This is a genomic window from Bradyrhizobium sp. Gha, from assembly GCF_900113735.1.
GTDB lineage: Bacteria > Pseudomonadota > Alphaproteobacteria > Rhizobiales > Xanthobacteraceae > Bradyrhizobium.
Window position 1 is genome coordinate 31,525 of sequence record NZ_FOQM01000026.1, and the last position, 13,981, is coordinate 45,505.

At 64.6% G+C, this 13,981-nt stretch carries 13 protein-coding genes; 7 read left to right on the forward strand and 6 right to left on the reverse strand.

Going from position 1 to position 13,981, the window contains the following annotated elements; genetic code table 11:
* Positions 1-73: 73 nt before the first annotated feature.
* Both purN and purM read right to left on the reverse strand, forming a co-directional pair.
* The gene (purN, locus tag BM222_RS26655; RefSeq protein ID WP_177243481.1) at positions 74-727 is read right to left on the reverse strand and encodes a phosphoribosylglycinamide formyltransferase; all 654 of its coding nucleotides are present in this window, start codon (positions 725-727) and stop codon (positions 74-76) included.
* Positions 727-1,800 (reverse strand): phosphoribosylformylglycinamidine cyclo-ligase, encoded by a 1,074-nt coding sequence (purM, locus tag BM222_RS26660; protein WP_092234548.1) that lies wholly within the window; start codon positions 1,798-1,800, stop codon positions 727-729. Before purM ends, purN begins: the two co-directional genes overlap by 1 nt.
* Positions 1,801-1,954: 154 nt before the next feature.
* On the opposite strand from purM, the gene BM222_RS26665 reads away from it, so the two are divergent.
* The 4 genes from BM222_RS26665 (at position 1,955) to ppx (ending at position 7,151) form a co-directional block, all read left to right on the forward strand.
* Positions 1,955-2,497, forward strand: coding sequence for a CDP-alcohol phosphatidyltransferase family protein (locus BM222_RS26665; RefSeq protein ID WP_092234551.1), 543 nt, complete (start codon positions 1,955-1,957; stop codon positions 2,495-2,497).
* A 92-nt stretch (positions 2,498-2,589) separates the two neighbouring features.
* Positions 2,590-3,267: a P-loop NTPase family protein gene (locus BM222_RS26670; protein WP_092234734.1), complete on the forward strand. Its 678-nt coding sequence runs from the start codon at positions 2,590-2,592 to the stop codon at positions 3,265-3,267.
* A gap of 176 nt (positions 3,268-3,443) precedes the next feature.
* Positions 3,444-5,633: an RNA degradosome polyphosphate kinase gene (locus BM222_RS26675; RefSeq protein WP_177243490.1), complete on the forward strand. Its 2,190-nt coding sequence runs from the start codon at positions 3,444-3,446 to the stop codon at positions 5,631-5,633.
* Between the two features lie 15 nt (positions 5,634-5,648).
* A complete protein-coding gene (gene ppx, locus BM222_RS26680; protein ID WP_092234554.1) occupies positions 5,649-7,151 on the forward strand; it encodes an exopolyphosphatase in 1,503 nt (500 codons plus the stop codon).
* A 2-nt stretch (positions 7,152-7,153) separates the two neighbouring features.
* On the opposite strand, the gene BM222_RS26685 is transcribed toward ppx, so the two are convergent.
* Both BM222_RS26685 and ndk read right to left on the reverse strand, forming a co-directional pair.
* Positions 7,154-8,011 (reverse strand): TerC family protein, encoded by an 858-nt coding sequence (locus BM222_RS26685; protein ID WP_092234557.1) that lies wholly within the window; start codon positions 8,009-8,011, stop codon positions 7,154-7,156.
* Positions 8,012-8,045: 34 nt separating this feature from the next.
* Positions 8,046-8,468, reverse strand: a complete 423-nt coding sequence (gene ndk, locus BM222_RS26690; protein ID WP_092234736.1) for a nucleoside-diphosphate kinase — start codon at positions 8,466-8,468, stop codon at positions 8,046-8,048.
* 311 nt (positions 8,469-8,779) lie between these two features.
* Between ndk and BM222_RS26695 the strand changes: the two genes are divergently transcribed.
* The 3 genes from BM222_RS26695 to BM222_RS26700 all read left to right on the forward strand — a co-directional run bounded on the left by BM222_RS26695 (position 8,780) and on the right by BM222_RS26700 (position 11,348).
* A complete protein-coding gene (locus tag BM222_RS26695; protein WP_092234559.1) occupies positions 8,780-9,031 on the forward strand; it encodes a sulfur globule protein precursor in 252 nt (83 codons plus the stop codon).
* A 225-nt stretch (positions 9,032-9,256) separates the two neighbouring features.
* Positions 9,257-9,430, forward strand: coding sequence for a hypothetical protein (locus BM222_RS41325; protein ID WP_177243482.1), 174 nt, complete (start codon positions 9,257-9,259; stop codon positions 9,428-9,430).
* Between the two features lie 55 nt (positions 9,431-9,485).
* Positions 9,486-11,348 carry an ABC-F family ATP-binding cassette domain-containing protein gene (locus BM222_RS26700; protein WP_092234562.1) on the forward strand — a complete coding sequence of 621 codons (1,863 nt, stop codon included), beginning with the start codon at positions 9,486-9,488 and terminating at the stop codon, positions 11,346-11,348.
* Between the two features lie 104 nt (positions 11,349-11,452).
* Here BM222_RS26700 and BM222_RS26705 read toward each other — a convergent pair whose 3' ends face one another.
* On the reverse strand, positions 11,453-12,124 hold the full coding sequence (locus BM222_RS26705) for a 3'-5' exonuclease (protein ID WP_092234565.1): 672 nt from the start codon (positions 12,122-12,124) through the stop codon (positions 11,453-11,455).
* 1 nt (position 12,125) lies between these two features.
* Complete coding sequence (locus tag BM222_RS26710) at positions 12,126-13,928, reverse strand: putative nucleotidyltransferase substrate binding domain-containing protein (protein WP_092234568.1); 1,803 nt, start codon at positions 13,926-13,928, stop codon at positions 12,126-12,128.
* Positions 13,929-13,981 lie beyond the last annotated feature (53 nt).

Consider the following 13,981-nt stretch of genomic DNA (forward strand, 5'->3'; position numbering starts at 1 on the left):
CGCGCGAGAGATCATGACGTTGCCCCCGGCCCTGCCGGGGGATTTTGCTTGGGGCAGCGAGACGCCTCGCGCTTCAGTTCACCGCAGGCGCGACCAAAAAATTATCCGACGCCGCGCTGCCCGCCGTCTTGCAGACATCGCCCTCGATCTTGACCTTGCCGGTCGCAAGCAGGCTCAGCGCCGCGGGATAGATGCGATGCTCGATTTCCAGAATGCGCTCTGACAGCGTTTCAGCCGTGTCGTGATCGCTGACGGGCACCGCGCCCTGCATCACGATCGGACCCGCATCGGTCTCGGGGATCACGAAGTGCACCGTCGCGCCTGACAGTTTGACACCGGCGCGCAAGGCCTGGCCGTGCGGATCGAGACCCGGAAAAGACGGCAACAGCGAAGGATGGATGTTGAGCATCCGCCCATACCACGCCTTGGCGAACTCGGCCGTGAACAGGCGCATGAAACCACCGAGGCAAATCAGCTCGATCCCGTGCTGATCCAGGGCCGCCTGCAGCACCGCCTCGAACCCGGCGCGATCCTTGCCGAACGGCTTGCTCTCGATCACCAGCGTTTTCGTGCCGGCCGCCTTGGCCCGTTCGAGGCCGAGCGCATCGGCCTTGTTCGAGATGACGAGGGAGATCTCCGCCGGAAAATCCGCAGCAGCCGCGGCCTTGATCAGCGCGGACATGTTGGAACCGCGGCCGGAGATCAGGATGGCGACGCGGCGCTTCATCACAGCGCCATATCGAGATGGCCGTTATAGACGACGCGGTGCTCGCCCTCGGCCGGGATCACGGTGCCGAGCTGCGCGACGGTCTCACCGGCGTCAGTGAAGACCCGAACGACCTCGTCGACCTTGTCAGGCTCGACGATCGCGATCATGCCGATGCCGCAGTTGAACGTACGTAGCATTTCGAATTCGGCGATCCCGGCTTGTGCCGCCAGCCATTTGAACACCGGCAGCACCGGCAGGCGCGCCAGATCGATGCCGACTCCGAGATGACCCGGGAGTACGCGCGGAATGTTGTCGGTGAAGCCACCGCCGGTGATATGGGCGAGCCCCTTCACCGCGCCGGTCTCGCGGATCGCGCGCAGGCAGGACTTGACGTAGAGCCGCGTCGGCGTCAGCAGCGCGCCGCCGAGCGTCATGACGGGTGCAAACGGCGCCTGCGTCTCGAAGCCGAGCCCGGACTGTTCCACGATCTTGCGCACCAGCGAGAAGCCGTTGGAGTGGACGCCCGACGAGGCCAGACCGATCACGGCATCGCCTGCCGCAATGTCCTTGCGCGGCAGCAGCGTGCCGCGCTCGGCGGCACCGACGGCAAAGCCGCCAAGGTCGTAGTCCCCATCCTTGTAAAGGCCCGGCATTTCGGCGGTCTCGCCCCCGATCAAGGCACAGCCGGATTCCCGACAACCCTCGGCGACGCCGGCGACGATCGCCGCCGTCGCCTCCGGGTCGAGCTTGCCGCAGGCGAAATAGTCGAGGAAGAACAGCGGCTCGGCGCCCTGCACGACGAGGTCGTTGACACTCATGGCGACAAGGTCGATGCCGATCCCGCCGTGCAAGCCCGTCTCGATGGCAATCTTCACCTTGGTGCCGACGCCGTCGGTGGCGGCGACCAGGACGGGGTCCTTGAAGCCGGCCGCCTTGAGGTCGAACAGGCCGCCGAATCCGCCGATCTCGGCATCGGCGCCCGGCCGTGCGGTGGCGCGCACCATCGGCTTGATCAGGTCGACGAGGCGATTGCCCGCGTCGATATCGACGCCTGAATCGGCGTAAGTGAGGCCGTTTTTGCGGTCGGTCATGCCCGATTTCCAGTGGGTTTGCGGCTGGTTACGTCGAATTCCGGGGACGCGCAATGGCAAGCGTGGCGCCCCGCCCTATACTATGTAGAGATATCAACCGGTTCAGCCTCTAAGAGGCCGATTCGAGGTCAGGTCGGGTGCCGGGAAGCGCCGTGTGAGTATTCCGAACATCATTACCCTGGGCCGCATCATGCTGGTCCCGATCATCGTCTGGGCCATCGTGTCGAGCCAAATGGAGGTGGCGTTCGCTGTCTTCCTGATCGCGGGGATCAGCGACGCCGTGGACGGTTTTCTGGCCAAGCGCTTCAACATGACGAGCGAGCTCGGTGCCCTGCTCGATCCGCTCGCCGACAAGGCGCTGCTGGTGTCGATCTACCTGTCGCTGGGGATCCGGGGCGACGTCCCGCGCTGGATCGTGATCCTGGTGGTCTCCCGCGACATCATGATCGTCACGGCCGTGATCGTATCCTGGCTGTTCGACAAGCCGGTCGAGATGCGGCCGTCGAAAGTATCCAAGCTAAACACAGCCGCACAGGTCTCTTACGCGGCCCTGATACTGGCTGCGCTTGCCTTCGGCTTCGGAGCGGCGCCCTATGACGTGATCCTGATGGGCTTCGTCACGCTGTTCACGCTCTCGTCGGTGTCGCTCTATCTCGTCGAGTGGCTGCGGCACATGAGTACGATCGAGGCCAAATGAGACGGGAGGCGGCCCCGCAAAAGGCCAACTCCCGATCCAATAACTCGAATCTTTCGGACAACGCCGGCACGCCGGCACGGAGCAAAGCAAGCGTGGCAGGCCGCGTTCAACCCCGACAATTGGCGTTCTCGCTTCCGCACGCGGAAAGCCTTAGCCGGGACAATTTTCTCGAAGGTCCCGCTAACGCCGCCGCCCTCGCGCTGATCGACGGCTGGCCGGAATGGCCAAACCGGACCATGTGGCTCGCCGGTCCCGAAGGTTCAGGCAAGAGCCACCTGGCCACGATCTGGGCCGAGCTATCTGGTGCCCGCTCGACAACGGCCAGCGCGCTGAGCGCCCCAGCCGTCCCCGGAGCGCTCGCGACCGGCGCGCTGGTGGTCGAGGATCTGAAAGCCGGTGAATTTGACGAACGCGCCCTCTTCCATCTGATGAATCTCGCCCGCGAGGATGGCGCCCATGTGCTGTTCACCGGGCGCGAGACGCCGGCGGCGATAGCGGTCGAGCTCCGCGACCTGCGCTCCCGGTTTCGGACCATTCCGGTGATTTCGCTGCGGCCGCCCGACGACCAGCTGTTCCGCGGCCTGATCGTCAAATTCTGCGCCGATCGCCAGCTCAGCGTGGACGAAAGCGTCGTCAGTTACCTCGCAACCCGGCTGGAGCGATCCTCGGCCGCCGCCCGGCGCGCCGTGGAGCTGCTCGACGGCGAGGCGCTGCGGCTCGGCCGGCCCGTCACCCGGGCGCTCGCGGCCGAGCTGCTCCGCGACGCCTGACCGCCAGACGCGTCTTAGGCCCTCTCTTGGGCTCCCCTTGGACTCCCCTCGGGCCCGCTTGACGCGGCGCGGCGGCGGAACATCAATGTCATCGAAACGTCATCGCACTAACACATGCTCCGGCCGGATTTGCGCATAAGCCGCAAAGTGGGGCGAACGAGATGGACCGACTTCTTATGGATTCCGCGCAAGCTGTTGAAACGAAAGAGAAAGCCACGGAGGCCGAGCGCCTGCCGGCGATTGCCTCAAGCCCCGAGCGATTCATCAATCGCGAGCTGTCCTGGCTGCATTTCAACCGCCGCGTCCTCGAGGAGTCGGTCAATCCCAGCCACCCTATGCTGGAGCGGGTGCGATTCCTGTCGATTTCGGCGAATAACCTCGACGAGTTCTTCATGGTCCGCGTCGCCGGAATCAAGGCGCAGGTCCGCGAGGGCATTGCCGAGCGTGCCCCGGACGGCCTGACTCCGTCCGAGCAGCTCGCGCTGATCAACCGCACGGTCTCGCAACTTGCCAGCGATCAGCAGGCGATCTGGCGCGACCTGCGCGGCACGCTGGCCGATGTCGGCATCGTGCTGGTCGACGGCAAGGAGGTCACCAAGGCGGAGCGGACCTGGCTCGAGGACTATTTCCTCAACAACGTGTTCCCGCTGCTGACGCCATTGGCGATCGATCCGGCCCACCCCTTCCCGTTCATCCCGAGCCTCGGCTTCACCATCGCGCTGCAGCTCACGCGCGAGGCCGACGGCAAGCAGATGAACGCGCTGATCCGCATGCCCGGCAAGATCGACCGCTTCATCCGCCTGCCGGCCGAGGGCAAGGTCCGCCTGATCTCGCTGGAGCAGGCCACCGGCCTGTTCATTAACCGTCTGTTCCCCGGCTACAGCCTCCACGGCCAGGGCGCCTTCCGCATCATCCGCGACTCCGAGCTCGAAATCGAGGAAGAGGCCGAAGACCTCGTCCGCCTGTTCGAGACCGCGCTGAAGCGCCGCCGCCGTGGATCGGTGATCCGCCTCGAGATCGACGCCAAGATGCCGGAGGAGCTGCGTAGCTTCGTCCAGCACGCGTTGTCGGCGGCCGACGACGAGGTGTTCCTGGTCGACGGCGTGCTCGCCATGAACGAGCTTTCGCAGCTGACGCGTCTCGACCGGCCCGACCTCGAATTCACCCCTTACGTGCCGCGCCACCCCGAGCGCGTGCGCGAGCATGGCGGCGACATCTTCGCCGCCATCAGGCAGAAGGATCTGATCGTCCATCACCCGTACGAGTCGTTCGACGTGGTGGTGCAGTTCCTGCAGCAGGCCGCCCGCGATCCTGATGTGGTCGCGATCAAGCAGACGCTCTACCGCACCTCCAACAATTCGCCGATCGTGCGCACGCTCGCGGAGGCCGCTGAAGCCGGCAAATCCGTCACCGCGCTGATCGAGCTGAAGGCGCGCTTCGACGAAGAGGCCAACATCCGATGGGCGCGCGATCTCGAGCGCGCCGGCGTGCAGGTCGTCTACGGCTTCCTCGAGCTGAAGACGCACGCCAAGCTCTCGATGGTGGTACGCCGCGAGGGCGGCAGCCTCACCACTTACGTCCACACCGGCACCGGCAATTATCATCCGGTCACCGCACGTATTTACACGGATCTCTCCTACTTCACCTCGGAGCCGACCATCGGCCGCGACGCCGCGCGCGTGTTTAACTTCATCACGGGCTACGCCGCGCCGAGCGATCTGGAAAAGATGGCGGTGTCGCCGCTGACCTTGCGCAAGCGCATCATCGAGCACATCCAGGGCGAGACCGAGCACGCGCGTCACGGCAAGCCTGGTGCTGTCTGGATGAAGATGAATGCGCTTGTCGACCCCGACATCATCGACGCGCTCTACGAGGCCTCACAGGCCGGCGTCCAGGTCGAGCTTGTGGTGCGCGGCATCTGCTGCCTCAGACCCGGCATCCCCGGCCTGTCGGAAAACATCCGCGTCAAATCGATCATCGGCCGCTTCCTGGAACATGGCCGAATCTACTGCTTCGGCATGGGCCAGGGCCTGCCGAGTGCGAAAGCGGCTGTGTATATCTCCTCGGCCGACATGATGCCGCGCAACCTCGATCGCCGCGTCGAGGTGCTGTGTCCGCTGCAAAATCCCACGGTGCACCAGCAGGTTCTCGAACAGATCATGGTCGCGAACCTGAAGGACAATGAGCAGAGCTGGCAATTGTTGCCGGACGGGTCCTCAACGCGTATGAAGGCCGCGAAGGGCGAGGAGCCTTTCAACGTGCACAACTACTTCATGACAAATCCGAGTCTGTCTGGCCGTGGAAAGTCGCTCAAGGAATCTTCGCCGCGTCGTCTCACGCGCCGCAACGAACGCCATCAGTCCTGACCGGAGAACTTTACCTTGAAACGGCCGCGCAAGCGTGGCGCCAGCGTCGCGGTCATCGACATCGGCTCCAATTCGGTTCGTCTCGTCGTCTACGAGGCGCTGGCGCGGAGCCTGCTTCCGATCTTCAACGAGAAGACCCTGTGCGGCCTCGGGCGCGAGGTGCAGAGCACGGGCCTGCTTGCGCCCGACGCCGTCGACAAGGCGCTGACTTCGCTCAAGCGCTTCCGTGCGCTGTGCCGCGTGATGCAGGTCGGCCGCGTGTTCGCGATTGCGACCGCGGCCTGCCGCGACGCCTCGAACGGCCCCGACTTCATCGCGAAAGCCGAGCGCATCTGCGCCGTGAAGATCGAGATCCTGTCGGGACCGCGCGAAGCAAAACTGTCGGCGCTCGGCGTGGTGTCGGGCATTCATCGCCCCGACGGCATCGTCGGCGATCTCGGCGGTGGTTCGCTCGAACTGATCGAGGTGCGCGGCAATGGCGTGCGCAGTGGCGTGACGCTGCCGCTCGGTGGCCTCGCACTCCAGGACCTCGCGCATAAATCGCTCAAGCGCGCCGACCGCATCGTACGAGAGGCGATCGACGAGGTACCTCTGCTCACCGCCGGCCGCGGCCGCACCTTCTACGCCGTCGGCGGCACCTGGCGCGCGCTTGCACGCATTCACATCATCCAGAGTGGCTATCCGCTCCAGGTGATGCACGGCTATTCGATCCCCGCGACTGAAGCGCTCGATTTTGCCCGTCGGCTGCGGCGCCTCGCCGCCGTCGGCATGCTCGCCGACATCGAGGTCGTCGCGGATGCGCGGCGCCCTCTCCTCACCTACGCAGCGCTCGTGCTCGAACACATTATCCGCGTGGCGCAGCCGAAGACCATTGTGTTCTCGACCTTCGGCGTCCGCGAGGGCCTGCTGCACGAGAAGCTCCCGGAGACCGAGCGCAACAAGGACGGCTTGATCTGCGCGGCCGAGGAGCTGAACCAGCTGCTGTCGCGCTCGGCGAAGCACGCCCGTGAGCTGATGGCCTGGACCGATCGCCTGGCGCGCGTCGTGAAGCTGCGCGAGACCGAGGAGGATCGCCGCCTTCGCCACACCGCCTGCCTGCTGTCCGATATCGGCTGGCGCGTCCACCCCGATCATCGCGGCGAGCAGACGCTCAGCCTCGTGGTCAACGCCAATTTCGGCGCGATCGATCACCGCGAGCGCGCCTTCGTCGGACTGTCGGTGTTCTACCGCTATGCCGGCCTCAGCGAAGAGAACCAGCCGCCGCTGACCATCCAGGAGCTGCTGACGCCGGCGCAGCTCGAACGCGCCCGCATGTTAGGTGCGGCATTCCGTGTGGCGCATCTGATCTCGGCGGCGCGTCCGGGCGTACTGCCCGCCACGCATTTCAGGAGCCAGGGACGCAATCTGATGTTGGTGTTCGAGCACAGGCTCGGCGACCTCGTCGCCGACCGCGTCGGCAGCCGCTTCAAGCAGCTCGCGCGCTTGATCGGGCGATCGGGCGCGATCGTGCGGCGCTAGAACTACTTCGCCGAGACTTTCGCGTGCTGCTCGGAGGCCTCTAACGCCCCGGCATTCAGGCGGCGCCGCCGCCAGATCGCGCCGACCAGCAGCACGACGACGACGCCGAGCGAAGCGCAAAGATATTCTGCGCCCTCGCCGCCATGGGCGAATTGCGGCGGGATATGTAGAGTGCCGAGCATCCGGTCCAGCGAGACGCCGAACGGACCTTCGGAGAGCGAATGCAGTTTCGGCGCGATGCCCGGGTCGGTCGCGATCACCTCGCCAGCGATCCAGCCGAGCAGTGCCGCGCCAGCCCAGACCAGAATCGGCAGCTTCGATAGGAGCGCCATGATCAGCGCCGCACCGGCAACGATCAGCGGCACGCTGACGGCAAGGCCGAGCACGAGCAGCGGCACGCTGCCATTGGCGGCGGCAGCCACCGCGATGACGTTGTCGAGGCTCATGATGATGTCGGCGACGACGACGATCTGCACCGCCTGCCACAGATGCGAGGCGGACTCGACGTCTTCCTCGTCGTTATCTGGCACCAGCAGCTTGGCCGCGATCACGATCAGCGCGAGGCCGCCGACCAGCTTAAGGTACGGCAGCGCCATCAGGCTGGCGACGATGCCGGTGAAGATGATCCGCAGCAGGACGGCGGCTCCGGCGCCAAGCACCATGCCCCACAGCCGGTGCCGCGGCTTCAGGCCGCGGCAGGCAAGCGCGATCACCAGCGCGTTGTCGCCGGAGAGCAGGACGTTGATCCAGATGATCTTGCCGACTGCGACCCAAAAGGTCGGCCCGGCCATCTCATTGCGGAACTGGGTGACGAATGCCCCGATCGTGGCGGGATCGAAGATCTGCCCGAGCCAGTTCACAATGAGTCACCTGTCGACTTATGCTATCGGCCGGTCAGCCGACGATCTCGTTGCCCGAGAAGAACTGCGCGATCTCGATCGCGGCGGTTTCCGGAGCGTCCGAGCCATGGGCCGAGTTCTCGCCGATCGACTTGGCGTACAGCTTGCGGATGGTGCCCTCGGCAGCCTTCGACGGATCGGTCGCGCCCATCGCATCGCGGTACCTGGCGATCGCGTTCTCGCCTTCCAGAACCTGGACCACGACCGGGCCCGAGGTCATGAACTCGACCAGTTCGCCGAAGAACGGACGGGCCTTGTGGACGGCGTAGAACGTCTCGGCCTGTTCCTTGGTCATGCGGATACGCTTCTGCGCGACGATGCGCAGGCCCGCCTTCTCGATCACGGCGTTCACGGCGCCGGTGAGGTTACGCGCGGTGGCGTCGGGCTTGATGATCGAGAAAGTACGTTCGATGGCCATGGTCTTGTCCTTCAAGAGAAAAAGCTGGTTCGGAGTTGCCGGGCTTATATCGGCGCCTTCGCGATCCGGCAAGCGAGTGCCGGCGTGGCGTGGCGGCCGCTCCGCGGCAGGGTCGGGACCCGGCCCTCCAGCACGGATTACGACGATTTCACCCAGATGAACCCAATCTGAAGGCTCTGTCAGGGTTTGGTTCAGCCTCCCTGGCATAACCTCAGGTCCATCGAAACCGAAGCCTTCTTCCGAGGCACACAGTTTCGGCGGCCTTTCCATCGACGCGATAGCCCCGCGCCGGCAGTTTTGAGGAGATCACCATGTTGAGGAAACTTTCGCTCGCTGCAGTTGCCGCGGTCGCTCTGGGTGCCGCGCTGGCGCCTACCTCCGCCTCTGCTCACTGGCATGGCGGCTGGGGCTGGCACGGTGGTGGCTGGCATCGCGGCTGGGGCTGGGGCGGTCCGCGCTTCTACGCTGCTCCCGTCGCTTACGGTTATGGCGGCTGCTATGTGCGCCGGCTGGTCCCGACCCCCTGGGGACCGCGGTGGCGGCTGATCAACCGCTGCTACTGAGCCCGACAGCACCTTCCCACATACATTTCAGAGGTACCGTTCCCCCCTGCGGTACCTTCCAAGAGAGGCCCCGGCGTTCCCCCCGTCGGGGCCTTTCATTTGAGCAGATATTACGAATTCATACAATTTTTACTAGAATGCCTGATGCCTCCGACACGGGGCGAAACCATTTTGAGGCCAATGACTTGGTAACGTGTCGTTACTTTCAACTCACGGAACCTTGCGATGGCTGGCCTTTTTGCCAATGACAGCGAACAGATCGACCGGCGCACCAGCCGCTCGATTTGCGATGCCGTGGGCGAGCGGCTCCAGCAGAGCCTTCGTCCCGAACCCCGGCTCCCGACCCATCTCGAGCAGCTTCTCAAACAGCTGAAGCAACGCGACCGCGACTCCCACTGAGGAGCGTCGCGGATAAACGGGTTGCGTTTGATCCCGCCAGCGGTGACAAGGCGGCATGCTCTCCCTCACCGACCTCTCCATCCGCCTTGCCGGACGCCTTCTGATCGACAATAGCTCCGTGCAGATCACGCCGGGCTCGCGCGTCGGCATGGTCGGACGCAACGGCACCGGCAAGTCGACGCTGTTCAAGGTGATCCGCGGTGAGCTTGCGGCCGAACACGGCTCGGTGACCTTGCCGCCACGTTGGCGCGTCGGCAGCCTGGCGCAGGAGGCACCGAACGGCCCCGAAAGCCTGATTTCGGTCGTGCTCAAGGCCGACCTCGAACGGGCCGCCCTGCTTCATGAAGCCGAAAGCGCGACCGACCCGCACCGGATTGCGGAGATCCAGACCCGGCTTGTCGACATCGACGCGCATTCCGCCCCAAGCCGCGCCGCCGCCATTCTCTCCGGCCTCGGCTTTTCCGCAGCCGATCAGTTGCGCCCCTGCGCCGAATTCTCCGGCGGCTGGCGCATGCGCGTCTCGCTGGCGGCAACCCTGTTCGCAGCCCCCGACCTCCTGCTGCTCGACGAACCCACCAACTATCTCGACCTCGAAGGCACGCTGTGGCTGGAGGATCACCTCGCGCATTACCCGCGCACCGTGATCGTGATCAGCCACGATCGCGACCTGCTGGAAAGCTCGGTCGACCAGATCCTGCATCTGGAGCGTGGCAAGCTCACGCTCTACAAGGGCACCTACTCCTCCTTCGAGGAGCAGCGCGCCGCGCGCGAGCTGCTCGATGCCAAGCAGATCAAGCGTCAGGAAGCCGAGCGCGCGCACCTGCAAGCCTTCGTCGACCGCTTCAAGGCCAAGGCCTCGAAAGCGCGCCAGGCCCAATCGCGCGTCAAAATGCTGGAACGGCTGAAGCCGATCAGGGCACTGGTGACCGAGGATGTGCGCGAGATCACCTTTCCCGCGCCCGAAAAATTGCTGTCGCCGCCGATCATCGCCGTCGACAACGCATCGGTCGGCTACGATCCGGCCTCGCCGGTCCTGAACCGCATCACCTTGCGCATCGACAACGACGATCGCATCGCGTTGTTGGGTGCCAACGGCAACGGCAAATCGACACTGGTCAAGCTGCTCGCCGCGCGTCTTGCCCCCTTCTCCGGCAAGGTGACGCGCGCGGACAAGCTGTCGATCGCCTATTTCGCGCAGCATCAGCTCGACGAGCTGAACGAGGACGCCTCCGCTTACGACCATATCCGCAAGCTGATGGGCGATGCGCCCGAGGCCAAGGTGCGCGCCCGCGCCGGCGCGATCGGCTTCTCCGGCAAGGCGGCCGATACCAAGGCCGGCAAACTCTCGGGCGGCGAAAAGGCGCGGCTGCTGTTGGGACTGGCAACCTTCTTCGGCCCCAACATGATCATCCTGGACGAGCCGACCAACCATCTCGACATCGACAGCCGCGCCGCGCTGGCCGAAGCGATCAACGAGTTTCCCGGCGCGATCATCATGGTCTCGCACGACCGTTATCTGATCGAGGCCTGCGCCGATCAGCTCTGGATCGTCGCCGACCGCACCGTGACCAATTACGACGGCGACCTCGACGAGTATCGCCGCCTGGTGCTGTCCTCGCGCAACGCCGAACCTGCGCCCCGGGAGCGCAGCGCGGCGAGCGAGAAGCCGCAGCGTGCGAAGCCGGACAATCGCGGCTCGCTGAGAAAGCGCATCGCGGAAGCCGAGACCGAAATCGCACGCGTCAGCGATATCATCGCCAAGATCGACGCCGCGCTCGCCCTGCCCGACATCTTTACGCGCGATCCCAAACAGGCCGCGCAACTGTCAAAGGCCCGCGCCAATGCCGCCGACGCGCTGGCGCGCGCGGAGGAGCAATGGCTCGAGGCGAGCGCGCAGGTCGACGAAGCTGCGAGCTAAATTCAAAAACTGAAAACAACCCCATGCACAGTACGGGCATCATGATACCTCAATGATTCCATCTGTGATTGTCGAGCATCTGCCCGCCCGCGCCGGGCCTCGAATCAGGCCCCGGTCGGATTGAAGACAGGGCTGCTACGCTGGCGCGGGATGCGCACGCCGCGCTCGGTCAGGTCGCGCAACTGCACGAACATCATCGCCGTCATCAACGCATCGTTGAAGGCATCGTGCTGTCGGAGCGGCGGAATGCTGAGGTCGCGCAGCATCGCGGCGAATGACAGATCGATCGAGGTGTTGGGCGGCGCGTCGCCGTACTTGCGATCGCAATAAAGCCGCGACACTTCGATGCGTTCGTTGGGCAGCTCAATGCCCACCAGCGGCAGGATGTACTTGTTCAGCATGGCGATGTCGAAATCGACATAGTAGCCGATCAGCGGGCGAGGCCCGATGAAGTGCAGAAGGCTCGGCAGCACCTTCCAGACGATCGGCGCGGCTTCGACGTCGGACCGGCGCAAGCGGTGAACTCTGATCGCCTCCGCCCCGAGCTCCCTGTCAGGATGGACGATGGCTTCGAAATGCGCGCTGGTCAAAATTCGACTGCCGCTGATCTTGATCGCGGCAATCGCGACAACGTCGTCCGTGCGTACGTTGAGACCCGTGGTCTCGCAATCGATGACGACGAACTCGTCGTCAGGCGCACGGCCGAACATGAAGCGGTAGGATTGGTCGCTCAGGGTGGCCTGGTGCAATAGTCGCTTGATCGCGCGAGGCAGCATTCTAGAACATGCCGAGCTTGAAGTGGTGACCGACGATCTCGCGAAGCCTTTTCACCACCTGGAGTGCGTCACGCAGGAGGTGGCGTTCCATGCTGGACAGGTGCGCCGGGCGCACCAGTGTCCCCGATGCGCCGGCGGAGGCGGCCAGCTGGCCGTCGAGCCGAAGCATCAACAGGAACCGGAAGGCCTGTTTCAGGTCGCGTCCAAAGTCCGCTTGCAGCACGCCGAGGTCACAAAGCCGGGAGATGCGCTTGTCGGTGGAGGTCTCGCGCAGCCCCTGTCCGAGTGCCAGGCTGCGAATGCCGTGCACGATCGGAAAGATGCCGCCTTTCTTGAGGTCGAGCGCGTCTCCCGTGCCCTCGGACGTGATCAAATTGTTGAAAAGGCCGATCGGCGTCTCGAATGCGTCGACCGCGCGCGCAAAGTGGGCCATGAACGCCTGCTCACCCCGGGTCATATCGATCAGCGCCGTCTTGACGTCGTCCAGGAGTTGCTCATCGCCCGCGATCGCCTGCGCATCGTAGATGATGGCCACATTCATGTGCCCGGCCTGGTCGGGAAGCACGATCCAGCGGCGCAGATCTGCGATATAGTCGGAGAGCGGCCTGGACCATGCCGGATTGCGCACCATGATGTCTCCAGGACACGGTGGAAAACCGAAGCTCTGAAGAGCGTCGAAGAAGTCGTGACGGAACGCGTCCAGGATTTCACCCTGCACCGGGGCGCCCAGGATGAGGCCGTTGTCCTGATCGGTCCGGACGGTCTGCTCCCCCCGCCCCTCGCTTCCCATCACGATGAGACAGCTGCCGGTGCGCAGCTTCGCCGGCGCGACCATGTCAAACAGCCGCGACAGCAGGCGGCGGTTGAGATCGGAGACGATCTCCGCAATGACCTCCACCTTGACCCCTTGCCGCCGCAGCACGCGCGTTTGCGTTTCGACCTCGCGCGCTGCGGTGGCAAGATCCTGCCGGCTTGAGGCACGATCGATGCGACCGGCCGTGACCTGGGCGCTTCCCGCCAAAAATCCCAGCAGGTCGATCTCCTCCAGAATTCCGACGAACTCCTCATCCTCCCGCACGGCAAGCCGCCGCTTGTTGTGCTTGGTCATCAGCAAGAGAGCCGAGGATACGAAATCGTCGCGTCGCAGGGACACGATCTCGTAATTCGCGAGCGTGCCCACCGTCGTCTGGATGGACTGGCGCCCCAGCACCACCGCCTTGGACAGATTCATGCCGGTAACGATGCCGATCCGCTCGCCGTCCCGCACGAAGAGCGCATTGCTGTTGATCTCCCGCATCAGGTGACCGGCGGTCTCGATCGTGTCGCTGGCCGCCAGAAACACCGGCGGATGCAGGAACAATTCGCTGACCTTGGCGTGCATCAACGAGCCGTAGCGTCGCGCCTCCTCGTCGTTGGCGAGTTCGTCCAGCTTCTGGGATATCTCCCGGTAGAAGAACGCGGCAAAGCGCGGATTGGCCCTGATCAGATTGAGAGCGAGCTTCCGGGGGATGACATAGCAAAGCGTCTCGTCGCGGGCGAAAAACTGGTGGCCATTATGATCGTGAACGAGCGCGCGACTGTCGAACGTGTCCTTGGGGCCGAGCAATGCGAGCAGGTCGACCTCGCTCCGCTCTTCGACGATGCCCTTGATCACGACATAGAGCGCCTCCGCCGCAGCGTCCTGCCTGATGATCGCTTCTCCCGGGCTGAAGTAGGCGATGTCGAGCGCGGCCCGCAACGTCTCGGCTTCGCTCGGCGTCAGACGATCGAACGGCGGGTTGCTGATATCGAACGCCTTGGGCATTTCGGCCTTTCGAGGACACGGACGACCCGAGGACCCGGCGATTGACCATCGAA

What these genes read in the sequence shown, in the direction of transcription:
- purN (WP_177243481.1), bottom strand. Translation starts at nt 727, where the DNA reads ATGAAGCGCCGCGTCGCCATCCTGATCTCCGGCCGCGGTTCCAACATG.
- purM (WP_092234548.1), bottom strand. Translation starts at nt 1,800, where the DNA reads ATGACCGACCGCAAAAACGGCCTCACTTACGCCGATTCAGGCGTCGAT.
- BM222_RS26675 (WP_177243490.1), top strand. Translation starts at nt 3,444, where the DNA reads ATGGATTCCGCGCAAGCTGTTGAAACGAAAGAGAAAGCCACGGAGGCC.
- ndk (WP_092234736.1), bottom strand. Translation starts at nt 8,468, where the DNA reads ATGGCCATCGAACGTACTTTCTCGATCATCAAGCCCGACGCCACCGCG.
- BM222_RS26695 (WP_092234559.1), top strand. Translation starts at nt 8,780, where the DNA reads ATGTTGAGGAAACTTTCGCTCGCTGCAGTTGCCGCGGTCGCTCTGGGT.
- BM222_RS41325 (WP_177243482.1), top strand. Translation starts at nt 9,257, where the DNA reads ATGGCTGGCCTTTTTGCCAATGACAGCGAACAGATCGACCGGCGCACC.
- BM222_RS26700 (WP_092234562.1), top strand. Translation starts at nt 9,486, where the DNA reads ATGCTCTCCCTCACCGACCTCTCCATCCGCCTTGCCGGACGCCTTCTG.
- BM222_RS26705 (WP_092234565.1), bottom strand. Translation starts at nt 12,124, where the DNA reads ATGCTGCCTCGCGCGATCAAGCGACTATTGCACCAGGCCACCCTGAGC.
- BM222_RS26710 (WP_092234568.1), bottom strand. Translation starts at nt 13,928, where the DNA reads ATGCCCAAGGCGTTCGATATCAGCAACCCGCCGTTCGATCGTCTGACG.